Origin of the sequence: Olleya sp. UBA1516 (assembly GCF_002323495.1) — a bacterium.
Lineage (GTDB): Bacteria > Bacteroidota > Bacteroidia > Flavobacteriales > Flavobacteriaceae > Olleya.
This window is the reverse complement of record NZ_DCQO01000016.1, coordinates 246387-268906: the sequence shown is the minus strand read 5'-3', so window position 1 is coordinate 268906 and position 22520 is coordinate 246387. Positions and strand designations below refer to the sequence as shown.

The 22520-nt window shown below is 31.8% G+C and carries 25 protein-coding genes; 15 read left to right on the top strand and 10 right to left on the bottom strand.

Features of this window, described 5'->3' with window-relative positions; all coding sequences use genetic code 11:
* The first annotated feature begins 2 nt into the window (after positions 1–2).
* The 6 genes from B2989_RS10305 to B2989_RS10280 all read left to right on the top strand — a co-directional run bounded on the left by B2989_RS10305 (position 3) and on the right by B2989_RS10280 (position 5939).
* The gene (locus tag B2989_RS10305; RefSeq protein WP_292948084.1) at positions 3–263 is read left to right on the top strand and encodes a hypothetical protein; all 261 of its coding nucleotides are present in this window, start codon (positions 3–5) and stop codon (positions 261–263) included.
* Positions 247–879 carry a nicotinamide riboside transporter PnuC gene (gene pnuC / locus B2989_RS10300; protein WP_292948083.1) on the top strand — a complete coding sequence of 211 codons (633 nt, stop codon included), beginning with the start codon at positions 247–249 and terminating at the stop codon, positions 877–879. Before B2989_RS10305 ends, pnuC begins: the two co-directional genes overlap by 17 nt.
* Positions 840–1418, top strand: a complete 579-nt coding sequence (locus tag B2989_RS10295; protein ID WP_292948082.1) for an ATP-binding protein — start codon at positions 840–842, stop codon at positions 1416–1418. The genes pnuC and B2989_RS10295 overlap by 40 nt, the downstream gene beginning before the upstream one ends.
* Entirely contained in the window at positions 1405–2961 is a 1557-nt protein-coding gene (locus B2989_RS10290; RefSeq protein ID WP_349676217.1) for a DUF4301 family protein, read from the top strand. The genes B2989_RS10295 and B2989_RS10290 overlap by 14 nt, the downstream gene beginning before the upstream one ends.
* A 1-nt stretch (position 2962) precedes the next feature.
* The gene (gene arfB, locus B2989_RS10285; protein WP_145004215.1) at positions 2963–3370 is read left to right on the top strand and encodes an alternative ribosome rescue aminoacyl-tRNA hydrolase ArfB; all 408 of its coding nucleotides are present in this window, start codon (positions 2963–2965) and stop codon (positions 3368–3370) included.
* A gap of 310 nt (positions 3371–3680) precedes the next feature.
* Positions 3681–5939, top strand: a complete 2259-nt coding sequence (locus B2989_RS10280; protein ID WP_292948081.1) for a TonB-dependent receptor — start codon at positions 3681–3683, stop codon at positions 5937–5939.
* Positions 5940–5993: 54 nt separating this feature from the next.
* Here B2989_RS10280 and B2989_RS10275 read toward each other — a convergent pair whose 3' ends face one another.
* Positions 5994–6440, bottom strand: coding sequence for a hypothetical protein (locus tag B2989_RS10275; protein ID WP_292948080.1), 447 nt, complete (start codon positions 6438–6440; stop codon positions 5994–5996).
* Between the two features lie 153 nt (positions 6441–6593).
* Between B2989_RS10275 and greA the strand changes: the two genes are divergently transcribed.
* Positions 6594–7067, top strand: coding sequence for a transcription elongation factor GreA (gene greA / locus B2989_RS10270; protein ID WP_145004207.1), 474 nt, complete (start codon positions 6594–6596; stop codon positions 7065–7067).
* A gap of 135 nt (positions 7068–7202) precedes the next feature.
* The gene (locus tag B2989_RS10265; RefSeq protein WP_292948079.1) at positions 7203–7592 is read left to right on the top strand and encodes an HIT family protein; all 390 of its coding nucleotides are present in this window, start codon (positions 7203–7205) and stop codon (positions 7590–7592) included.
* Here the strand turns inward: B2989_RS10265 and B2989_RS10260 are convergent.
* Both B2989_RS10260 and B2989_RS10255 read right to left on the bottom strand, forming a co-directional pair.
* Entirely contained in the window at positions 7587–7934 is a 348-nt protein-coding gene (locus tag B2989_RS10260) for a hypothetical protein (protein ID WP_145004201.1), read from the bottom strand. The two genes, B2989_RS10265 and B2989_RS10260, sit on opposite strands and share 6 nt — an antisense overlap.
* Positions 7935–9119, bottom strand: coding sequence for a sensor histidine kinase (locus B2989_RS10255; protein WP_292948078.1), 1185 nt, complete (start codon positions 9117–9119; stop codon positions 7935–7937).
* A 121-nt stretch (positions 9120–9240) separates the two neighbouring features.
* Here B2989_RS10255 and B2989_RS10250 point away from each other — a divergent pair, with 121 nt between their 5' ends.
* The 3 genes from B2989_RS10250 to aat all read left to right on the top strand — a co-directional run bounded on the left by B2989_RS10250 (position 9241) and on the right by aat (position 11502).
* Entirely contained in the window at positions 9241–10095 is an 855-nt protein-coding gene (locus tag B2989_RS10250; RefSeq protein WP_292948076.1) for a flavin reductase family protein, read from the top strand.
* 45 nt (positions 10096–10140) lie between these two features.
* On the top strand, positions 10141–10518 hold the full coding sequence (locus tag B2989_RS10245; RefSeq protein WP_145004194.1) for a DUF3127 domain-containing protein: 378 nt from the start codon (positions 10141–10143) through the stop codon (positions 10516–10518).
* 357 nt (positions 10519–10875) lie between these two features.
* Positions 10876–11502, top strand: a complete 627-nt coding sequence (aat, locus tag B2989_RS10240) for a leucyl/phenylalanyl-tRNA--protein transferase (protein WP_292948073.1) — start codon at positions 10876–10878, stop codon at positions 11500–11502.
* Here the strand turns inward: aat and B2989_RS10235 are convergent.
* Entirely contained in the window at positions 11499–12062 is a 564-nt protein-coding gene (locus B2989_RS10235) for a DNA-3-methyladenine glycosylase I (RefSeq protein ID WP_292948071.1), read from the bottom strand. The genes aat and B2989_RS10235 overlap by 4 nt on opposite strands.
* 265 nt (positions 12063–12327) lie before the next feature.
* Between B2989_RS10235 and B2989_RS10230 the strand changes: the two genes are divergently transcribed.
* Positions 12328–12945 carry a thioredoxin family protein gene (locus B2989_RS10230; protein ID WP_292948069.1) on the top strand — a complete coding sequence of 206 codons (618 nt, stop codon included), beginning with the start codon at positions 12328–12330 and terminating at the stop codon, positions 12943–12945.
* 39 nt (positions 12946–12984) lie between these two features.
* On the opposite strand, the gene B2989_RS10225 is transcribed toward B2989_RS10230, so the two are convergent.
* The 6 genes from B2989_RS10225 to B2989_RS10200 form a co-directional block, all read right to left on the bottom strand.
* The gene (locus B2989_RS10225) at positions 12985–13707 is read right to left on the bottom strand and encodes an energy transducer TonB family protein (RefSeq protein ID WP_292948067.1); all 723 of its coding nucleotides are present in this window, start codon (positions 13705–13707) and stop codon (positions 12985–12987) included.
* 70 nt (positions 13708–13777) lie between these two features.
* A complete protein-coding gene (gene truB / locus B2989_RS10220) occupies positions 13778–14473 on the bottom strand; it encodes a tRNA pseudouridine(55) synthase TruB (protein WP_292948065.1) in 696 nt (231 codons plus the stop codon).
* A gap of 4 nt (positions 14474–14477) precedes the next feature.
* Complete coding sequence (locus tag B2989_RS10215) at positions 14478–15272, bottom strand: undecaprenyl-diphosphate phosphatase (RefSeq protein ID WP_145004178.1); 795 nt, start codon at positions 15270–15272, stop codon at positions 14478–14480.
* Positions 15273–15364: 92 nt separating this feature from the next.
* A complete protein-coding gene (locus tag B2989_RS10210; RefSeq protein ID WP_292948102.1) occupies positions 15365–15625 on the bottom strand; it encodes a DUF3098 domain-containing protein in 261 nt (86 codons plus the stop codon).
* A gap of 43 nt (positions 15626–15668) precedes the next feature.
* Positions 15669–15812 (bottom strand): hypothetical protein, encoded by a 144-nt coding sequence (locus tag B2989_RS10205; RefSeq protein WP_186439217.1) that lies wholly within the window; start codon positions 15810–15812, stop codon positions 15669–15671.
* A 130-nt stretch (positions 15813–15942) separates the two neighbouring features.
* Complete coding sequence (locus B2989_RS10200; protein ID WP_145004175.1) at positions 15943–16818, bottom strand: cell division protein FtsX; 876 nt, start codon at positions 16816–16818, stop codon at positions 15943–15945.
* A 128-nt stretch (positions 16819–16946) separates the two neighbouring features.
* Here B2989_RS10200 and leuS point away from each other — a divergent pair, with 128 nt between their 5' ends.
* The 3 genes from leuS to B2989_RS10185 all read left to right on the top strand — a co-directional run bounded on the left by leuS (position 16947) and on the right by B2989_RS10185 (position 22490).
* The gene (gene leuS / locus B2989_RS10195; protein WP_292948062.1) at positions 16947–19835 is read left to right on the top strand and encodes a leucine--tRNA ligase; all 2889 of its coding nucleotides are present in this window, start codon (positions 16947–16949) and stop codon (positions 19833–19835) included.
* Between the two features lie 839 nt (positions 19836–20674).
* A complete protein-coding gene (locus B2989_RS10190) occupies positions 20675–21634 on the top strand; it encodes a hypothetical protein (RefSeq protein WP_292948060.1) in 960 nt (319 codons plus the stop codon).
* A gap of 145 nt (positions 21635–21779) precedes the next feature.
* A complete protein-coding gene (locus tag B2989_RS10185) occupies positions 21780–22490 on the top strand; it encodes a zinc metallopeptidase (RefSeq protein ID WP_292948058.1) in 711 nt (236 codons plus the stop codon).
* Positions 22491–22520 lie beyond the last annotated feature (30 nt).

The window sequence follows — 22520 nt, the reverse complement described above, 5'->3', positions numbered from 1 at the left end:
CCATGAAAATATCGGTAGATTTAACTTTGTCACCATTAAGTAATAATTATGAGCAGCACGTTATTGATTTTATTAAAGCTTTACGTGACTCTAATTTTACGGTTTTAGAAAACCCATTAAGTACTCAGGTTTTTGGCGAATTTGACCAGTTGATGCCTTTTTTAAACGAAAAGATTAAAGCTTCGTTTGAAAATCAAGACATATGTGTACTAACTATTAAAGTTGTAAAAACAGACAGAAGCGATTATGAGCCACATTTTTGATTTCCTTTTTGGGCAATATTTTGAATACGAAACAACAGATGTGGTTTTAGAGATTATTGCTGTAATTTTTGGTTTTTTATCTGTATTGTTTTCTAAACAAAATAAAATTTGGGTGTTTCCTACAGGTATGATAAGTACCTTAATTTTTGTGTATTTATTATTAAAATGGGGTCTGTTAGGAGATATGATGATTAACGCTTATTATTTTGTAATGAGTGTTTATGGTTGGTATATATGGACAAGAAAAGTGGACGATCAACACGTTACACCTATTTCTGTTACCTCAAAAAAGGAAAAAAAATTAAGTGTAATTATTTTTTTAGCAACTATGTTATTTGTGTTTGTAGTTTATAAAACATTTGATAAGTGGACTAGTTGGGTGGCATATGTTGATACCATTACTACTGCAATATTTTTTGTTGGTATGTGGTTGATGGCTAAACGTAAAATTGAAAACTGGATTTACTGGATTATTGGAGATATTATCTCTGTTCCTTTATATTTTTATAAAGGATTTACGTTTACTTCTTTTCAGTATTTAGGATTTACAGTAATTGCAATATTTGGTTATTTACAATGGAAAAAACACTTGAACAGCAACCTGCAAACTGTGTAAAAATAGTTTTGTTTGGACCAGAATCTACTGGAAAAACGACGTTATCTCAACAATTAGCTAGGCATTATCATTCCGTTTGGGTACCCGAATATGCTAGAGATTATTTACAAAATAAATGGAATAACGAACGTAAAACCTGCGAAACTCACGATTTACTTCCAATAGCTATGGGTCAAATGAGTATGGAAAACCGTTTGGCAAAAAAAACAGAATCTGTACTAATTTGTGATACTGATTTATTAGAGACTAAAGTATACTCTGAAACCTATTACTCTGGGACTTGCAATCCAGTTTTAGAAAAATATGCTATAAAAAATACTTATGATTTATACTTTTTAACGTATATTGATACACCTTGGGAAGCGGATGATTTAAGGGACAAGCCTGAAGAAAGAGAAGCAATGTTTGAAACGTTTAAATCTACATTAATAAAATATAATCGACCTTATGTATTATTAAAAGGAGATAAGAAAACAAGATTACAATTAGCCATAAAACATATAGATTTATTATTAGCAAAACATAATGATGCAGTTTAATAGTTCAGATAAAATTTTCATAGAAAAAAAAGGATTAACACTTAAAAAGGTAGAGCAACAATTACAGTTGCTTAAAACAGGATTACCCTTCATTAATTTAGAAAGAGCAGCAACTATTGAAGACGGAATACTTAAGTTTTCTGAGCAAGAGAAATCGGGTTTAATAAAGGTTTATGATGCTCAAAAAGAAGCAATCAAAATTGTCAAATTTGTTCCTGCTTCTGGAGCAGCGACCAGGATGTTTAAATTTTTATTTGATTTTATCAAGGATTTTAAGCCTAAAAAGCAAAGTATAAATGCTTATGTAAATAAATTTAAGGCTTCAGAGTTATCTTTATTTTTTATTGGGTTAGAAAAACTACCTTTTTATAATCTAGTAATAACCTATTTAAAGTCACAAAACAAAAACTATAATAAATTATCAAACGATGAAAAATTGGTTGCGTTTATCAAAGCTATTTTAAACGATGATCAATTAGCTTTTAGTGCTTTTCCAAAAGGATTATTACCGTTTCATAAATATAAAAATCATTTAGCAAGCGCTTTTGAGGAGCATTTATTTGAGGCTGCATTGTACGCGACCTCAAATGGTAAAGCTTCTCTTCATTTTACTATTTCAGAAAAACATAAAGAAAAGTTTGATGCTGAGTTTGCTAGAATTCAACAAATAGTTGAAAGCAAAACCAATACTAAATTTGATATTTCTTTTTCTTATCAAAAAGAATCTACAGATACAATAGCAGTTTCAGCAAAAAATGAAATTGTTAGAGAGGACAATCACGAGCTATATTTTAGACCATCTGGTCATGGTGCTTTACTTGAAAACCTAAACGACTTTGATGCTGATATTATTTTTATTAAAAATATTGATAATGTTGTAGTTTATAAATATGAAGAAGAAGTCGCTAAGTCTAAAAAAATGCTAGCAGGTTTATTGATTAATATAAAAAAGCAAGCGTTTAAGTATGCCAAAGATTTAGATACAAAGCAATTGTCGCATGAGGATATAGTTGGAATCGCAGAGTTTTTGATTTGTAAAATGAATGTTGTAATTTCTCCTGAATTTGAAAAATATTCTACAGCATATCAAATAGATTATTTAAAAAATAAACTAGACAGACCAATCCGTATTTGTGGTATGGTTGAAAACGAAGGAGAGCCAGGAGGAGGTCCATTTTGGGTTAAAGATGAAGGTGCAAATCTGTCTTTGCAAATAGTAGAATCTGCTCAAATTAACAAAAAGGATAAAGAACAAAAAAACATCTTAAAAAAAGCGACGCATTTTAATCCTGTAGACATTGTTTGTAGTATAAAAAACTATAAAGGCGAAACGTATGATCTTCAAAAATTTGTTGACCACCAAACAACTTTTATTACTATGAAAACAAAAGTTGGAAAAGATATTAAAGCGTTAGAGTTGCCAGGACTTTGGAACGGAAGTATGTCCAATTGGAATACTATTTTTGTGGAAGTACCTTTAGTTACCTTCAATCCAGTAAAAACGGTTAATGACTTACTAAAACCAACACATCAAGTCTTATAACGTGTTAGACAAACAAGCTTTAGAGAAAGAATTTAACCTTAAAGCTATCAGAAGTTCTGGTAGTGGTGGACAGCATGTCAATAAGGTTGCTACTAAAATAGAGTTAAGTTTTTCTATTAATGACTCTGTAGTTCTTGCAAACGACCAAAAAGAACGGATTATATCAAAATTAGCAACTAGGCTAACTAAAGATCAGGTATTATTATTGCAATGTGGAGACACTAGAAGTCAATTAAAAAATAAAGGGATTATTATAAAACGTGCAATTGCTATTTTGCAACAAGCTTTACAAGTAGATCCAGAGCGTAAACCAACCAAAATCCCAAGAGCAGTTATTCGTAAACGCTTAAAAAACAAAAAACACAACTCAGATATAAAAGCTAATCGAAAAAAACCAAAAATAGAGTAGCTTATTATATAAGTCTTAATTGTATTTTAACAATATTAATTATTGCGTAGATTATTCTTTGAAAAAAAATCAAGAATCATATTTCATAAATCAAAATTCTAATCTACCTTTGCAGCGTTCTCAAAAAAGGGGTGCCTATATCGGCTGAGATCATACCCATTGAACCTAGAACAGGTAATGCTGTTTAGGAAATTTGAAACACATTTTTTGTGTTACTATGTAATGTATAGATAGTCTGTATTTTACAAATTTTAATTAATAACAATTAAGAATAATTACCTCTTTTTATTCGATTAGTAATTTAATCGTAATGAAAAATTTATTTCTTTTTTTAACACTATTAGTGTTATCGGTCAGTGTTAACGCACAAGACAAAAAAACAGTTGAGTCGGACTCTACAAAAATCACAAAACTTGATGAAGTGTTACTATCTGCTACTAGAGCAAAGGATAAGACACCAGTAGCTTTTTCAAACATCACAAAAGAAGAGTTAGAATCTATAAATCTTGGTCAGGATTTACCAGTATTATTAGATCAATTACCATCTGTAGTAACAACAAGTGATGCAGGAGCAGGTGTTGGTTATACAGGGATTAGAGTTAGAGGTAGTGATGCGACACGTGTCAATGTGACTATCAACGGAATACCTTACAATGACCAAGAAAGTCAAGGGACATTCTGGGTTAATATGCCTGATTTTGTAAGTTCTGTTGAGGATATTCAATTACAACGTGGTGTTGGAACATCTACCAATGGATCTGGTGCTTTTGGAGCTAGCTTAAACTTAAAAACACTTAATCCATCGACTGATGGTTATGCTACAACAACTAACGCAGTAGGTAGTTTTGGAACTAGAAAACATAATATTAGTATTGGTTCTGGAATTAAAAATAATTTTTATGCTGAAGCTAGATTATCCAATATACAAAGTGATGGATATATTGATAGAGCTAGAGCAGACTTAAATAGTTATTATACAGAAGCTGGTTTTGTTAACGAAAAAACATCCATAAAAGCTATTGTTTTTGGAGGAAAAGAAGAGACTTACCAGTCTTGGTACGGAACACCAGAAGCAGTTGTTAATAACGATTTAGAAGGAATTCAGGCTTTTATTGATAGAAATTATCCAAGTGATGCAGAAGCTGAAAATTTATTAAATTCAGGAAGAACATATAATTACTACACTTATGATAATGAAATTGATAGCTATCAACAAACACATTATCAATTACATGCTTCTCACCAATTTAACTCTATATTTTCTGCTAATATTTCTGGTAATTTTACAACAGGTAAAGGTTATTATGAACAATATAAAGATGGTGAGGAATTAGGTGACTATTTCCCAAATAATGCAAATGCTTCAGACGAAGGTGATGTCATTAGAAGACGTTGGTTAGATAATAACTTTACAGCAATTGTATATTCACTTAACTATAAAAAGGATAAGTTAAATTTATATTTAGGTGGTGGATATAATTCTTATAAAGGGGATCATTTTGGTGAAGTTATCTGGGATTCATTTGAAACACCAATACCTGTAAGAAGCAATTATTATTTTAGTTATGGAGATAAACAAGATTTTAATACGTACTTAAAAGCCGAGTATAATATCAATTCAAATTTATTTGCATTACTAGATTTACAATATAGAACGGTTGATTATGAGTCTGTTGGAACAAGCTCAGATTTACTAGATATTAATGTAAAAGAAACGTATAATTTTTTCAATCCAAAAATGGGATTAACCTACAGGATTAATAATAATAGTAATGTGTATGGATCTTACGCTGTAGGTAACAGAGAGCCAAATCGTGACGATTTAACAAAAAATCCAATCAAGCCAGTATCGGAACAGTTACATGATTTTGAGTTTGGTTATAAATTACAAAATTCTAAGTTTTACTTAAACGCTAATTTATACTATATGGATTATAAAGATCAATTAGTGTTAACAGGAGATTTAGATGATGTTGGTGATCCAATCAGACAAAATGTAGCAGATAGTTACAGAGCTGGTATCGAGATACAAACAGGATATAAATTATCGGATCAATTTAGGATTGATGCTAATGCAACTTTTAGTCAAAATAAAATTAAAGCGTTTGATTATGTCGTTTATGACACGCAGTATGATCCTAGTACATTTGATACAGTATCTTATGATGCTGTTGTGACAACTTATAATGATACAGATATCTCATTTTCGCCAAACGTAATATTTGGTAGCACATTAACCTACTCGCCAATTAAAAATGCTAACATCGCTTTATTATCTAAGTATGTTGGGCAACAATATTTAGACAACACGTCAAGTGATAGTAAAAGTATGGATGGCTATTTTGTAAACAACTTAAATGTGTCTTATCGTATCAAACCAACTTGGATTAAAGAAATCGCTTTTAATGTATTGGTTAACAATGTGTTTAATAATAAATATGTATCTAATGGTTATACGTATAGCTATTTTTATAGACCAGAAAACTCTAATGATGCACCAATCACAGAAAATTTTTACTACCCACAAGCAACCACTAACTTTTTAGCAGGTGTAACCTTAAAATTTTAACCAATAATTTTTACAACAACCCTTTAAAGGCATCTCTAAATTAGAGGTGCTTTTTTAGTTATTGTAAACTCTAATAACATCTCCATTAACCTCTACAAAGTAAGGTTTTAAACTATATTGTCCATTAGTGCCATCAAAAGGAACACCTCCACCAGCAACGCTATAACTATTACCATCATCGCAATTACAAGTTGCAATACCACTTTCAACAGTTAGTAAAGAGCAGTCTGAAGGGACGTGATTAGGATCTGTAATTTCAAAAGCATAATAAGTGTTACCTGTGTAATAAATGACAATGCCATTATACCCAAAACCATTGATAACAATACTACCACCAGGAAACTGCAAGTCATTATATTGTGGTAAAGTTGTGTTTATGGAATTAAAAGTGTCAAAATTAATATTTGGTATAAAATTATTGCTGTTATCAGCATCATCGTTTTTTTGACATGACGTTATTAGCGCAAAGCATAATATTATTGTAGTTAAAGACCTTAACATATAAATTTAATAATTTTTTAGGATTGCAATTTACAACAATTACAATGTTGAGTTAAATATTTTGTATATTTGTAAGACAAAATCTCGTGTCGACGAGATTTTTGTGTTTAACGCTAAATTGTTTTAGCGTCTTTTTATTTAAACGAAAAAAATATGAGTAAAGTATCTTATTATACAGCAGAAGGGTTAAAAAAATTGCGTGACGAGCTTAAGCAACTTAAGGATGTGGAGCGCGTTAAGGCCTCTAGAGCAATAGCAGAAGCAAGAGATAAAGGTGATTTAAGCGAAAATGCCGAGTATGATGCAGCCAAGGAAGCGCAAGGTATGCTAGAAATGCGTATTGCTAAACTAGAAGATCAAATGGCTGGAGCACGTGTTATTGACGAGTCACAAATGGACACCTCTAAAATATTAGTCCTATCTAAAGTAAAAATCAAAAACCAAACCAATGGTATGGAAATGAATTATACTTTAGTAGCAGATGGCGAAGCAGATTTAGCCTCAGGTAAAATATCTGTAAACAGCCCAATAGGTAAAGGTTTATTAGGTAAATCAGTTGGTGATGTTGCTGAAATACAAGTGCCAAGTGGTATTATTAAATTTGATATTGTCGAAATTAGTAGATAATATTTCATTTAAATAATAACGCTAAAGCGGAAATATATAAAAATGTAAATTTTTTGAAGATTCCTGTTTATTCTGAAACAAATTTCAGGTTAGCAGGAATCTTTTTTTATCTTTAGTTTCTAAACCGAAACCTATATGTCATCCATTTTTACAAAAATAGTAAACGGAGAAATTCCGTGTTATAAAGTAGCCGAGACTGAAGATTTTTTAGCCTTCTTAGATGTTAATCCTAATGCTAAAGGACATACCTTATGTATTCCTAAAAAAGAAGTAAATAAACTTTTTGATTTAGATGAAGCAACATACACTGCCTTAATGCTATTTTCCAGAAAAGTAGCAATAGCTTTAGAAAAAGCTGTGCCTTGTAAACGTGTTGGTGTAAGTGTAATTGGTTTAGAAGTACCACATGTACATGTACATTTAATACCATTAAATACAATGGAAGACGCAAGGTTTATTAATAAAGTGTCTTTACAAAAGGAAGATTTTGAAGCTTTAGCAAAAGCAATTGCTGCTAATTTATAATTGGTAAACTAAAACGCTTAGTATTGCAGCTATTAAAAGGGTAGCTGCACCAATCAAAATCCAAAATAGACTTTTGTACTTTTTAGATGATTTTTTAGGCTGGAAAGCTTTCATCTGGTAGTCATAAACGCGCTCAATGTCATCCGTCCAACGTGCTGGATAGATTTTAGTATTACAAACAATGCAATTCATTTCCGTACTTACCTCTTGTGTAATGCTTTTATAAAAAGAAGTTTCAATAAAACGTTGTTTAAACGTTAATTGCAGTCCTTTAGTGCTAAAGCATTCAGGGCAATTATTATTTAAATCAACAGTATTTATTGTTAGTAATCTATCAGACATTTATATTGTTTTTAGGCTAATCTGCATAGTTGTTCCTTTTCCTTTTTCAGAGTGCAAAACTTTTATACGACCATTATGAAAGTCTTCTACAATTCGTTTTGCCAATGATAAGCCAAGTCCCCAACCACGTTTTTTAGTTGTATAACCAGGCTCAAAGATAGTACTAAATTCGTTTTTACTTATTCCTTTTCCTGTATCTGTTACAGTTATTTTTACACGTTGTTCTAACTGTGTGATACTGACATGCAAATCACCTTTTCCCTTCATGGCATCTATAGCATTTTTAACTAAATTTTCTATAGTCCAACCATATAATTGGGTATTTAAATTAACGTATATAGGGTGTTCTGGTAAAGTGATATCAAAATTTATTAGTCTTGAAGATCTTGTTTTTAAATAGTCATAAGCGTCTTTGGTTTCAGCAACAATATCAACCTTATTCAGTGTTGGAAGCGATCCTATTTTACTAAAACGCTCTGTGATTGTTTGCAAGCGACTAATGTCTTTTTCTATTTCTTTTATGTATTCAGGATTAGTGTTTTCACCTTTTAAAATTTCGGTCCAACCAATTAATGATGATAAAGGCGTCCCGATTTGATGTGCGGTTTCTTTAGCCATTCCTGACCATAATTTATTTTGAGTTGCAATTTTAGAGCTGCGATAAAAAAAGTAAACCACTGCTCCAAATAAGACAATAATTAATAATAGCGCTAATGGATAATATTTTAGTTTATTTAAAAGTGGCGAGTTTCCGTAGTATAGCATACCAAGGGACTCATCGCTATTAGTTTTGTTATTATAATAGGATAATGCAATAGGATGGTTTTCTTCTTCAAACTGTAATTGACTTTTTCTTAAAAAAGCATCAACATTTTTTATTCCTAAAGTATCTAAATTATTAAAGCTACTTATTTCTCCTTTAGGAGATACTAAAATCATTGGAGTTGTAGAGGTGGAATCTGTTATAATAAATGTTGTAACATTGTTTACTTCGCCATCCAACCCGTTTCTAAAGCTATTTAAAAAATCACTTTGTGCATAGGACCATGTTTGCATTTTTCTGCGTTCTTCTGCTTTAAATTTTTGAAAAAACACATAAGTATTCCATAGTATTAAAGAGATAATAGCAAATGAAGCAATAATAATTATCCAGCGTATAAGCTGACGATGTTTTGTAAAAAACATGATTGTTAGTTTTTGGTGTTAATATAATGCAATTCTGTTAATATTATTGTGGAGGTTGGTTACTAATTGCCTTTTAGTTGACCGTCAGATTGTGTATTTTTGTAGTAAACAATACTCCTTTATGTTATCATTTACACCAGAAGAATTCTCTACAGCTAAATTACATGGCTATTTACTTAGTGCTGTTGCACCTAGACCAATAGCTTTTGCTAGTACAATAGATGCAGACGGAAAACCTAATTTATCGCCTTTTAGTTTTTTTAATGTGTTTAGTGCTAATCCACCAATATTAATTTTTTCGCCAGCAAGACGTGTTAGAGATAATACTATTAAGCATACATTGGTTAATGCAGAAGCGACTAAAGAGGTTGTAATTAATGTGGTCAACTACGATATTGTACAGCAAATGTCTTTAAGTAGTACAGAGTATCCTGAAGGTATAAACGAATTTGAAAAAGCAGGTCTGACTATGTTAAAATCAGATGTGGTAAAACCATTTAGGGTAGCCGAAAGTCCAGTGCAAATGGAATGTAAAGTTAACCAGATCGTGCATCTTGGTGAAAACGCAGGAGCAGGTAATTTAATTATTTGTGAAGTGGTTAAAATGCATGTATCTGAAGATGTCTTGGATGAAAATGGTGCAATTGACCAAAATAAATTAGATTTAGTATCTAGAGCAGGAGGTAGCTATTATAGCAGAGCAAAATCTGGATTTTTTGAAATTCCAAAACCGTTGTCAACCCTTGGTATAGGTGTTGACGCTTTACCAAAAGCAGTTAGAGAAAGTGCTGTTTTAACAGGAAATGATTTGGGTCTTTTGGGAAATGTTGAAAACTTACCTGAGGAAAATAGCATTCAGGCTTTTAAAAACCAACATAATTTAAGTTCTTTGTCGACTGAACAAAAACATAAAAAAGCAAAAGACTTTTTAAGTTTTAGTGATGTGGAAAGCGCTTGGAAAGTGTTGTTATCGTAAGTTTACGATATTTAATTAGACGAATATTTAATAATTATATAGAAAATGGAAGTACAAGGTAAAGTTAAGCTAGTAGGAGAAACTCAAAGTTTTGGTAGCAACGGATTTAGAAAAAGAGAATTAGTAGTAACTACAGAAGAGCAATATCCTCAACATATTTTAGTAGAGTTTGTTCAAGATAAATGTGATTTATTAAACAACTATCAAGTAGGGCAAGATGTTAAAGTAAACATCAATTTACGTGGTAGAGAGTGGGTTAATCCTCAAGGAGAAACTAAATATTTTAACTCTATTCAGGGTTGGAGAATTGAAGGCGTACAAGCTGGAGCAGCACCTCAAGGGATGCCAGAAGTGCCACCAGCACAAGCTTTTGAACCAGCAAATAATGTAAAAGATGAAGATCACGACGATTTACCATTTTAAGTAATAGTCAATCTTTAAACAATAACTTTATTAAAATTAGTTGTTGTACTAGATATAAAAAACCTCAAGACTTTTGTTTTGAGGTTTTTTTATAAAAAAAAAGTCTTGTAATTAAACAAGACTTTTTAAAATAGTGGATTTTATTAGCCTTTAGTTATAAACTTTAAAAACAGTGGAAAACTAATTATCAATATAAAGACTACATAAATATCTGAAAAATAAATTAATTAGAAGATAAAACGTTGGTAATTAATGTTGTAAAATTAAATATTAGTGTTTTTTGTAAGTAAATACAGTTTGTAATAAGGTTTTCTAATTCAATTTCTTACTTTAATATTTTAAACTAATTGATTGCAAATGGAATTTTTAAATAATAATCATGTGTTTCCTGAAGTTGATAAAGCTACAGAAGATGGTCTTTTAGCTGTTGGTGGAGATTTAAGTCCAAACCGATTGTTAACTGCTTATCAAAAAGGCATTTTTCCTTGGTTTGAAGATGATAACACTATAATGTGGTGGTCTCCAGATCCCAGATTTGTATTGTTTCCAAAAGATTTAAAAGTGTCTAAAAGCATGAAGCAAATCCTGCGTAACACAGATTTTGTGGTCACAGTTAATAAAGATTTTAACGCTGTTATTACAGCTTGTGCTGCAGCAAAACGATCAGGACAAGATGATACTTGGATTACAAAAGGTATGATTGACGCCTATACCAAATTACATCAATTAGGTTATGCAAAGTCTATAGAGGTTTGGCTAAATAATACACTTGTTGGAGGCTTATATGGTGTAGACTTAGGTAATGGTGTGTTTTGTGGAGAAAGCATGTTTGCTAAAGTTAGTAACGCCAGTAAAGTAGGGTTTATAAGTTTTATTCAAAATACAAACTATAAGCTTATTGACTGTCAAGTTTATACAAATCACTTGGAAAGTTTAGGTGCAATGGATATTTCTAGAGCGCAGTTTTTAAAGTATTTAACTTAAACCTCATGGTATCTAAAACAAGCGACCTCATGGTCATTAACCATACCTACAGCTTGCATAAATGCGTAAACAACAGTTGATCCAACAAATTTAAAACCTCGTTTTTTTAAATCTTTACTTAAGGCATCACTAGTTGTAGTATTTGCAGGTGCACTTTTATAATGTGCTACTTTATTTTTTATAGGTGTATTATTTACAAAAGCCCATAAATAAGTGCTAAAACTACCAAACTCTTTTTGGATGTCCATAAATAATTGGGCATTAGTAATCGTGGCATTAACTTTTAATTTATTTCTAATAATGCCAGCATTTTGTAATAATTCAGATTTTTTTTCTTCATTGTAATTAGCTATTTTTTGATAATCAAATTGGTCAAATGCATCAAAAAAATTATTGCGTTTTCGTAAAATAGTTATCCAACTAAGACCAGCTTGGAAGGTTTCTAAGATTAAAAACTCAAATAGTGTAGCATCATCATAAACAGGAGTTCCCCATTCTTTATCATGATAAGCTTCATATAAATCATCTCCAACGCACCAACCGCATTTATGTTTTGTCATTTTGTTTCGTTTTTCGATATTCTTTTATGGTAATTAACATGTAAATAAGCACTATTACATGTCTTAAATCAAACAAATATAGATTTTTAAAAATATGATAATTAGGAATCAAATTAAGACTTTTACAAGCTAATAAGCTGAAAAAACCAACAAATAAAATAGGTTTAAAGGTTCTTAAAGTTAACATTGTAAGGAAGTTTTAATAATTTCTACTAATGTAACAACAGTAACTTATAAATCATAATAGTTGCTGTATTTTTGTACTATGGATACACTTAAAGATACAATTATCAAACAAATTTTACAAGATGGGTTGGATAATAGCATGAGCTATGCTGAATATAGAGATTTGGTTTTGACTAAAGTCGAAAACAATTCAAACACAGGTCATGAGGTTAACGAAGCTTTAGCTAATTATACAATGCTTAATAGTAAGCGCATGAAGCGTTGGGATAAAACGATTAAGATTGGAGAAGGCGTTGCAGATGCTATTAAACATAAAACATTTAATCAAACTTGGATTATAATTACAGAAAGTTGGTGTGGAGATGCTGCACATGTCATGCCTGTTATTAATAAAATTGCAGAATTAAACGATGGTATCAATTTTAGAGTTGTATTAAGAGATGATAACGAAGCGTTAATGGACCAATTTTTAACTAATGGTTCTAGGTCTATAGCTAAGTTAATTATTTTAGATACAATTACTAAAGATGTTATTGCTACCTATGGTCCAAGACCAAGCACAGCAACATTATTGGTAAATGACTATAAAGCTAAGTATGGTAAATTAACGCCAGAGTTTAAAGAAGACTTGCAACAATGGTATAATAAAGATAAAGGTCATACAGTTATAGCGGATTTAGTCGCTTTAATTGGTTAAATAATATATATTCTCTTTTACATTTAAAGGAGAATATATCTATTTTCCGGTAAACTGAAATGTAATAGACCCTAATTGCTTTGATGTTGTTGAGGTATTAAACTTAGCATCCTTAGCATATTGTAAAGCATGTTCTTGTAAGCATGCATTATTAGAAGTTGATGCATTGTTGATATAAGCATCTATAACAGCACCATTACTATTTACGGTTATATTAACTACAATTTTACCTTCTGCATCACATAAATAAACAGGAATTGGTAAGTATTGATCTGTCCGCCCTTTTAATGAATAGTATATAGAGCTGTTAGTGTTGGCAACATTACTTTGTTTCGCACTACTGTTTTTAGACCGTTTGTTAAGTATTTCGTTTACGCTATTAAAACTAGTTAATGTCTTTTCAGAGATTGCAGAATTACCATGACTTGCTTCCGTAGTTTCTTCAGTTTTGATATCGTTTTTATAGGTCTCTAATTTTGGATTAGTATAATCCTCAGGAGGAGCTATAGGTTTGTATGCTTGTGCATAGTGTTTATAGTTTTCAGAAGTGTTAAAGGCTTTATTAGTTGCTTTATTAGCGCTTTGGATTGGTGTTTGCTCGGCTATATTTTCAATAATATCTTCAACTTGCTCTATGTCGTACACTGTTTCAGCGACAGCTGTATTTGTTTTAAAAACAGTCACATTTAATACAGACAACAGTAATGTGCCTGTTATTAATAAAGTTATAGCTAGCGCTTTATGAGAGTTTTTAAAAAGCATGTATTACAAACGATTTTTAACTAATTGTTAGTATATTTATATACGTTTGCAAAGTATAAAAAGATGTGTTTTAGTCCTTTTTTGGGAGATTTTTAATAAAATCATCTATCGAAAGCCCATTTTTTACATCAAAATCACCAATTTTTGTGCGACGTAAAATAGATAAGTGTCCACCGGAATTTAATGCTTTTCCAAAATCGTTAGCCAAAGATCGTATGTAAGTCCCTTTACTGCATACCACTCTAAAATCAATATTTAGACCATCAATGTTAGTAATCTCAAATTCTTGAATTGATATTTTTCTAGATTTAATTTCAACGGTTTCACCAGCTCTAGCATATTCGTAAAGGCGCTTTCCTTCTTTTTTTAAAGCAGAAAATATTGGAGGATATTGGTCAATTTCACCTATAAACTGTTTAGTCGTTTGGTGAATTAAATCTTGGGTAATATGGCTAGTATTAAAAGTCTCATTAATTTCGGTTTCTAAATCGTATGATGGTGTTGTGCTTCCTAAAACAATTGTTCCTGTATACTCTTTAATTTGACCTTGAAAGGTGTCTATTTGTTTGGTCATTTTACCAGTACAAATAACTAGTAATCCAGTAGCTAATGGATCTAAAGTTCCAGCATGACCCACTTTTATTTTTTTAATATTAAAAGCTTGGCGGATTTCCCAACGTAGTTTGTTTACCACCTGAAAAGACGTCCAATCTAATGGCTTGTCTATAAGTAAAACTTGTCCTGCTAAATAATCTTCTTTAGTCATTGACTTAATTTAATAGTGCAAATGTTATTGCAATTATACCAACAATAGCACAGTAAATAGCAAAATAGGATAGCTTACTTTTTTTAACCAAGCTAATCATCCAAGTGCAAGCAAATAAACCAGCAACAAAAGCAGCTATAAAACCAGCGGATAATGCAGTGATATTTTGACTATCAAAATTTAAATCACCTCCTAAAATGTCTTTGGCTATTTTTCCGAATATTAACGGTACAACCATTAAAAAAGAAAAGCGTGCAGCTTTAGTTTTGTCATTACCTAATAATACAGAAGTAGATATGGTTGCTCCACTTCTGGAAATACCAGGAAGCATGGCTATTGCTTGAGACACACCTATAATTAGTGCATCTTTAAAGGATACGTTTTTATTTGTGTTTTTAGCTTTATCAGCAAAAAATAATAATATTGCTGTAACTAATAACATACAACCTACTAAAAGAATATTACCACCAAAAAGTTGTTCTAATTGTTCTTCAAAAAATAATCCTACAAAAGCAGCAGGAAGCATAGAGATTGCAATTTTTGTTACAAACTTGGTGTCCTCATTCCATTTAAAAGCCAAAAAGCCTTTAATAATGTCTAAAATATCTTTTCTAAAAATAACAATGGTACTTAATGCAGTAGCAAAGTGAAGAACTACAGTAAATAATAAGCTTTCTTCAGGAATACTTTTATCGCCTAAAATGGCTTTACCTATTTCTAAATGACCACTTGAAGACACAGGAAGAAACTCAGTTAATCCTTGTACTATACCTAATAAAATTGAATCGAAAATATCCATGTTGGCAAAAGTATTAAAATACTATGACCAAATGATACAATGAAGTTGAAATTTAATAGTCTAATTTCAATAAAAATAAACTACTAGAAGTGTTATTCGGCTTTAGGCTTAGATAGTATTGCGTAAACCTGTATACCAAAGCCAATAATTACTAAAGCAGGAGCCAAACGGATACGTCTCCAGCTAAAAATAGCATCACTAAATACATTTGGGTCGTCACTACCACCACCAGACATCAAAATGAAGCCTAAGGCAATGCAAGCTAAGCCAATAAACATAAATTTATAGTTGTGTTTACCAAAAACTAATTCGGTTTTTAAACTGTTTTTATTGTTTTTGTTGCTTTCTCCCAAAGTATTATTTGTGTTGATTTTTGACAAATTTAAACTTTTTAAATTAATCGTAAATAAATTTTGTTTGATGTTTTTTAATAGTCACTTTATCTGTGTGTGCAACTTTAGTTTCAAACTTATTAGTTGTTGTCGCTAAATAAGCAATAATTGCAACTAGACCTATTAATACAAATGTGATTCGTTTCATAAACATTAGTTTTAGAGTTATTAATCATTTTAAAGTATTAGTTGGTCAATAGTGCGTTATTTTTTGGTTAAGTAAATATAACGCGCTAAAGTGCAAAGTATTGTTAACGCTTTAGTTAAAAGCTGTTAAATTAATACAGTTGATCGGTCTTTAAATTTAAAAAACGTTGTGTTGCAAAATGAGTACTTATCCAAGTAATAAGGATACCTAGTAAAAAGATTATTAAAAATAAACCACCTATTAAAATAGGGCTTTGACGTAAAACTAATTCTGGAAAAGCTTGGTCCACATAATACACTATAAACCCTAAGCCTACTAAAGCAAGGATAGCGCCAAGTATACCTAGTTTAATGCTTTTCCAAACAAATGGTCTACGTATAAAGCGTTTGGTAGCACCTACCATTTGCATCGTTTTTATAGTAAAACGCTTAGCGTAAACAGATAATCTAATGCTACTATTGATTAGCAATACCGCAATTAAAGTAAAAATAGCACTTAGTAATAAGACCCAAAAGCTAATTTTTTTAACGCGACTATTCATTAAGGTTACTAAATCTTTGTCATACCTAACTTCTTCAACAAAACCTTTTTCTAGTGCAGTTGCAGCTAATTCTTCTAACTTATCAGAAGTCACAAAATCTGCTTTAAGGTTAACATCAATATTATTTTGTAAAGGATTAAATCCTAAAAACTCCATAAAATCTTCACCATTTTCAGCTTTCATAGACTCAGCAGCTTGCTCTTTAGAGATGTATTCGGTAGATTTTACATAATCTGCCAACGCTAAACTTTTTTCAAGTTGCTTAACTTCGACGTCCTTGGCGTTGTCTTTTAAATAAATAGTAACCGTTACTTGTTCTTTAAACAAGTCTGCTACCTTTTTAGCGTTAAGAACCAAAAGTCCTAAAATACCCAATAAAAATAATACTAATGCAATACTTAGTACTACAGAAAAGTAAGAAGAAATTAATCTACGTTTTTGATATCTTTCAAAAGAAGAGCTCATAAATTGATGTTAGTTTATAGTGTAAAAATATAAAAGAAAATGAAATCCCTTTGATTTAGAACGTCAAACTTTTAATAGTCTTATAATAAGTTTAAATTTGTTGCTTAATTAAGCGGAAAAACACAAAAATGCAATACCATTTTAACGACATCGAAGCCAAATGGCAAAAATATTGGGCCGAAAATCAGACTTTTAAAGCCTCAAACAGTAGTGACAAACCAAAATATTATGTTTTGGACATGTTTCCTTATCCATCAGGAGCAGGATTACACGTTGGTCACCCATTAGGTTATATCGCGTCAGATATTTATGCACGTTACAAACGCCATAAAGGATTTAATGTATTGCATCCTCAAGGGTATGATAGCTTTGGATTGCCTGCCGAACAGTATGCTATTCAAACTGGTCAACATCCTGCAATTACAACAGAGACTAACATAAAAACCTACAGACGTCAATTAGACCAAATTGGTTTCAGTTTTGATTGGAGTCGCGAAGTACGCACATCAAGTCCAGAATATTACAAATGGACGCAATGGATTTTTATTCAATTATTTGAATCTTATTATTGTTTTAACGATAATAAAGCAAAACATATAAAAGAGTTAATTTACGTTTTTAAATTAAACGGGAATTGTCCAAAAGAATCTGGTTTAAATGTCGCTTGCGATGATAATATCGAAATATTTTCTGCTGACGATTGGAATGGATTTTCATCCGAAAAACAACAAGAAATACTACTACAATATAGATTAACGTATTTAGCCGAAACTGAAGTCAACTGGTGTCCTGCTTTAGGAACCGTTTTAGCTAACGACGAGATTGTAAACGGAGTGTCAGAACGTGGTGGACATCCTGTTATGCGTAAAAAAATGACGCAATGGAGTATGCGAATTTCTGCTTACGCAGAACGTTTACTGCAAGGGTTAGATACTATAGATTGGACAGACTCGCTTAAAGAAAGTCAACGTAACTGGATCGGTAAATCTGTTGGAGCAAGTGTGACTTTTAATGTTATTCCTTCTGTCTCGTCGAGCGCAGTCGAGACGTCTCATCAAATAGAAGTCTTCACAACTAGACCTGATACTATTTTTGGTGTTAGTTTTATGACCTTAGCTCCAGAACATGAGTTAGTGTCTAAAATAACGACTCCAGAACAAAAAGCAGAAGTTGAAGCATACATTTTAGCAACCTCAAAACGTAGCGAGCGTGATCGTATGGCAGATGTAAAAACCATTTCTGGTGCGTTTACAGGTGCATACGCAGAGCATCCTTTTAGCAAAGAGCCAATTCCAATTTGGATTGGAGATTACGTGTTAGCTGGTTATGGTACAGGAGCAGTAATGTCTGTGCCTTGTGGAGACCAACGTGATTACGACTTTGCAAAACATTTTAATATTGCAATTCCTAATATTTTTGAAGGTGCAGATATTAGCCAAGAAGCTTTTACATCTAAAGACAACGTAAAAATTGCAAATAGCGATTTCCTTAACGGAATGAACTATAAAAAAGCAACCAAACGTGCCATTTACGATTTGGAGCAAATGGGTCAGGGTGAAGGAAAAACTAACTACAGATTGCGTGATGCAGTATTTTCGCGTCAACGATATTGGGGAGAACCGTTTCCAGTATATTACGTTAACGGAATGCCACAAATGATTGATAAAGCGCATTTACCAATCACTTTACCTGAAGTAGAAAAATACTTACCAACCGAAACTGGAGAGCCACCTTTAGGTCGTGCAGACGTTTGGGCTTGGGACACTAATACTAATACAGTGGTTTCTAACACGCTTGTCTCGTCGAGCGCAGTCGAGACGTCTAAAGATAACGGAATCTACCCACTAGAGTTAAACACAATGCCAGGTTGGGCAGGAAGTTCATGGTACTTTTTCCGTTATATGGAAGAAAAAGCCAATAGAGGAGAAGACTTTGCTAGCAAAGATGCACTTAACTACTGGGAAAACGTAGACCTTTATATTGGAGGAAGCGAGCATGCAACTGGACATTTATTATACTCACGTTTTTGGGTGAAGTTTTTAAAGGATAGAGAGTTTGTTGGAGTAGAAGAGCCTTTTAAAAAGCTAATTAACCAAGGGATGATTCTTGGGACTAGTGCTTTTGTTTATCGTGAAGATGGTACAAATACGTATCTGTCTAAAGGATTAATTAATGATAAAAAAGTTGCACCTATTCATGTTAAAGTGCAATACGTTAATGCTTCTGATGAATTAGATATCGAAGGATTAAAAAATGATGGAGAATTTGGAGAAGACTTTAAGGACGCAGAATTCATTTTAGAAGATGGTGTTTATAAAGTAGGTCGCGAAGTCGAAAAAATGTCTAAATCCAAATACAACGTCGTAAATCCAGATAATATTTGCGAGCAGTATGGAGCAGATAGTTTACGTTTATACGAAATGTTTTTAGGACCTTTAGAGCAAGCTAAACCTTGGAATACTGCTGGTATTACAGGTGTATATGGTTTCTTGAAAAAACTATGGAAATTATATGTTGGCGAAAATGGAGTTACTGTAAATGATGCTGAGCCAACAAAAGACAATCTAAAAACGTTACATAAAACCATTAAAAAGGTTGAAGAAGATATAGAGAACTTCTCTTTTAATACTTCGGTTTCAACGTTTATGATTGCTGTTAACGAGTTGACACAACAAAAATGTACTAGTAAAGCTATTTTAGAACCATTGTTAGTATTATTATCACCTTATGCACCACACATTACTGAAGAGCTTTATAGCCAATTAGGAAATACAAAGTCTATTAGTACTGCAGCTTTTCCTAAGTTTGAAGCTAGCCATTTGGTTGAGAGTAGTAAAAATTATCCAATTTCGTTTAACGGAAAAATGCGTTTTACTTTAGAGTTACCAATGGATATGTCTAAAGACGACATAGAAAAGACCGTTATGGCTCATGAAAAAACTATTGCTCAATTAGATGGACGTACACCTAAAAAAGTGATTATTGTACCTGGTAAAATTGTAAATATTGTTGGATAATAAAAATGCAAACGTCATTGCGAGGAACGAAGCAATCTCTCAAAATTAATTAAGTAATTAAAGAGTAAACAATCAAAAGTATTCACAACACGTCAGTTCGAGTGAAATGCTTTTTCAGCATTTAGTATCGAGAATCATTTAAGAAGGCATCTCGATACAATTTGCTCGTGCCTCACAAACCACTCGATGTGACGTTACGTTTGTTATCCAACGTCATTGCGAGGAACGAAGCAATCTCTTTAATTAATCATGTTAGTTATAGCGAATTGGTTTTTTATCCAACGTCATTGCTAGGAACGAAGCAATCTCTCAAAATTAATTAAGTAATTAAAGAATAAACAATCAAAAGTACTCACCACACGTCAGTTCGAGTGAAATGCTTTTTCAGCATTTAGTATCGAGAACCATTTAAGAAGGCATCTCGATATAATTTGCTCGTGCCTCACAAACCACTCGATGTGACGTTACGTTTATTATCCAACGTCATTGCGAGGAACGAAGCAATCTCTCAAAATTAATTAAGTAATTAAAGAGTAAACATTAAAAAGTACTCAAAACACGTCAGTTCGAGTGAAATGCTTTTTCAGCATTTAGTATCGAGAACCATTTAAGAAGGCATCTCGATACAATTTGCTGGTGCCTCACAAATCACTCGATGTGACGATACGTTTATTAGCCAACGTCATTGCGAGGAACGAAGCAATCTCTCAAAATAAAGTATTATATTTAAAACAAAAACAAACCAATCAAGCAAACATGCTGAGGTAATAGGTAATTTGGTTGAAAATAGGTTTAAGCAACATCAGTGAAAATCTAAATAGTAATTAAAAAATTTCAATATGAAACAATGTATAGTTATGTTGTTGTTCCCAATAATGCTTTGGTCGCAATCATATGTTGGTCATGTCGAAAATTTTCCTATACACTTACAATTAGATGTTTACGAAAATAGTAGTCAAGCTAATACAACTCGAGCTGAAGGCTATTATTTTTACGATTCTAAATTAATTAATATCCCTTTAAAGGGAGTTATTAGTAACGATACCATAACTTTAATTGATGGTTATTTTTATAATGAAGATAGCATTAGCTCTGCAGAAGAAGTTTTTACCTTACAGAAAAAAGGCAATACGTTAATAGGTCAATTAAAAATTAAATCCCAAATCTACCAAGTCGTTTTAACTGAAACAGATACAGATCCAATTGAGGATTTTAGAAACCCAAAACTTCATGTTGTTAAAGATAGTGTTTCAACCTATAATAATAAACAGATTGTTTGGTTTCACGAGGCGTATTCAAATATGTCACTTTTTAGATTAGGTAACGGTTTTACTAAAAGCCAAAGGGCTATATTTAATGCTAAATTAGATAGTATTCATTTTCAGTTTGCTCAAGGTAAATTGGATTGTAATTCTTGGTTTGAAGTGTCCAATACTATTAATTTGGTTAATGATAACTTTGTTAGTTTTAAAATAAGCTACAGTGTATATTGTGGTGGTGCACATCCATCTTACGGGACAGTAGGTTATACCTTTAATTTAAAAACGTTATTAGAAGTTAATAATATAGAAGACTTGTATCCTAATATTAGTTTTTTCCAATTACTAAAATCAGAATATTATGATCCTTCAGATCCATTTCAGGAAGAATGTAATGTGTTTACTGACGCTTATAATTGGGATAACAAAGTCTGGAATTTAACACCTAAAGGCGTCTTACTAACACCTAGTTATCCTCATGCAATGACACCTTGTGAGGAAGATTATTTTCTGAGTTATGATAAGTTAATTGCAGATTAATTATAGGTTTCATTACTCTAAAATGGTCGGCTTAACAGATTTTTATGCCAATAAAAATAAAGTCTAAGTCTGACATTTTTTCTATCCTTTAAGTTGGCTTACTTTTTGCTATATTTATAGTATCAATTTTAAAATTTAAAAAAATATGTTTTCAGGATATATGGGTTACTATATACTAATAGGAGCTATAGGTTTAATTAGTAGTATAGTAAGTAGTAAGTTAAAAAGTAAATTTGCATTTTACTCTAAAGTGCATTTGCGTAATGGTATGACAGGAGCAGAAATTGCAGAAAAAATGCTAGCAGATAATGGTATTAGAGACGTAAAGGTTATTTCTGTTAAAGGACAATTAACGGATCACTATAATCCAGTGGATAAAACTGTTAATTTAAGTGAAGTCGTGTATAGTCATGCAAATGCAGCAGCAGCAGCTGTAGCTGCACACGAGTGTGGCCATGCTGTCCAGCATGCAACAGCCTATAGTTATTTGACTATGCGATCTAAATTAGTACCTGTTGTTCAAGTAACATCTAGTATGTCACAATGGGTTATTATTGGTGGTATTGCATTAATGGCTTCTGGTGCATTAGGTGCAAGTGGACTTTATGTTGCAATTGCAGGTTTGGTCATGATGGGATTTGCTACACTATTTAGTTTTATCACTTTGCCAGTAGAGTATGATGCTAGTAATAGGGCTTTGGCTTGGTTAAAAGCAAAAAATATTGTCACTCCAGAAGAATATAAAGGCTCTGAAGATGCGCTTAAATGGGCTGCAAGAACCTATTTAGTAGCAGCAATTGGAGCGTTAGCCTCTTTATTATATTGGGCTATGCAAATTTTAGGTAGACGCGATTAAGTCACTTAAATTATATAAAAATAATACATA

Bases quoted from the DNA above. Each gene is read 5' to 3' on its own strand.
- B2989_RS10200 (WP_145004175.1), bottom strand. From the start codon at position 16,818: ATGAGCTCTTCTTTTGAAAGATATCAAAAACGTAGATTAATTTCTTCT.
- B2989_RS10295 (WP_292948082.1), top strand. From the start codon at position 840: ATGGAAAAAACACTTGAACAGCAACCTGCAAACTGTGTAAAAATAGTT.
- B2989_RS10280 (WP_292948081.1), top strand. From the start codon at position 3,681: ATGAAAAATTTATTTCTTTTTTTAACACTATTAGTGTTATCGGTCAGT.
- B2989_RS10190 (WP_292948060.1), top strand. From the start codon at position 20,675: ATGAAACAATGTATAGTTATGTTGTTGTTCCCAATAATGCTTTGGTCG.
- B2989_RS10255 (WP_292948078.1), bottom strand. From the start codon at position 9,119: ATGTTTTTTACAAAACATCGTCAGCTTATACGCTGGATAATTATTATT.
- B2989_RS10185 (WP_292948058.1), top strand. From the start codon at position 21,780: ATGTTTTCAGGATATATGGGTTACTATATACTAATAGGAGCTATAGGT.
- B2989_RS10305 (WP_292948084.1), top strand. From the start codon at position 3: ATGAAAATATCGGTAGATTTAACTTTGTCACCATTAAGTAATAATTAT.
- B2989_RS10225 (WP_292948067.1), bottom strand. From the start codon at position 13,707: ATGCTTTTTAAAAACTCTCATAAAGCGCTAGCTATAACTTTATTAATA.
- B2989_RS10230 (WP_292948069.1), top strand. From the start codon at position 12,328: ATGGATACACTTAAAGATACAATTATCAAACAAATTTTACAAGATGGG.
- B2989_RS10245 (WP_145004194.1), top strand. From the start codon at position 10,141: ATGGAAGTACAAGGTAAAGTTAAGCTAGTAGGAGAAACTCAAAGTTTT.
- truB (WP_292948065.1), bottom strand. From the start codon at position 14,473: ATGACTAAAGAAGATTATTTAGCAGGACAAGTTTTACTTATAGACAAG.
- B2989_RS10215 (WP_145004178.1), bottom strand. From the start codon at position 15,272: ATGGATATTTTCGATTCAATTTTATTAGGTATAGTACAAGGATTAACT.
- B2989_RS10275 (WP_292948080.1), bottom strand. From the start codon at position 6,440: ATGTTAAGGTCTTTAACTACAATAATATTATGCTTTGCGCTAATAACG.
- B2989_RS10235 (WP_292948071.1), bottom strand. From the start codon at position 12,062: ATGACAAAACATAAATGCGGTTGGTGCGTTGGAGATGATTTATATGAA.
- leuS (WP_292948062.1), top strand. From the start codon at position 16,947: ATGCAATACCATTTTAACGACATCGAAGCCAAATGGCAAAAATATTGG.
- pnuC (WP_292948083.1), top strand. From the start codon at position 247: ATGAGCCACATTTTTGATTTCCTTTTTGGGCAATATTTTGAATACGAA.
- B2989_RS10205 (WP_186439217.1), bottom strand. From the start codon at position 15,812: ATGAAACGAATCACATTTGTATTAATAGGTCTAGTTGCAATTATTGCT.
- aat (WP_292948073.1), top strand. From the start codon at position 10,876: ATGGAATTTTTAAATAATAATCATGTGTTTCCTGAAGTTGATAAAGCT.
- B2989_RS10290 (WP_349676217.1), top strand. From the start codon at position 1,405: ATGATGCAGTTTAATAGTTCAGATAAAATTTTCATAGAAAAAAAAGGA.
- B2989_RS10260 (WP_145004201.1), bottom strand. From the start codon at position 7,934: ATGTCTGATAGATTACTAACAATAAATACTGTTGATTTAAATAATAAT.
- B2989_RS10250 (WP_292948076.1), top strand. From the start codon at position 9,241: ATGTTATCATTTACACCAGAAGAATTCTCTACAGCTAAATTACATGGC.
- greA (WP_145004207.1), top strand. From the start codon at position 6,594: ATGAGTAAAGTATCTTATTATACAGCAGAAGGGTTAAAAAAATTGCGT.
- B2989_RS10265 (WP_292948079.1), top strand. From the start codon at position 7,203: ATGTCATCCATTTTTACAAAAATAGTAAACGGAGAAATTCCGTGTTAT.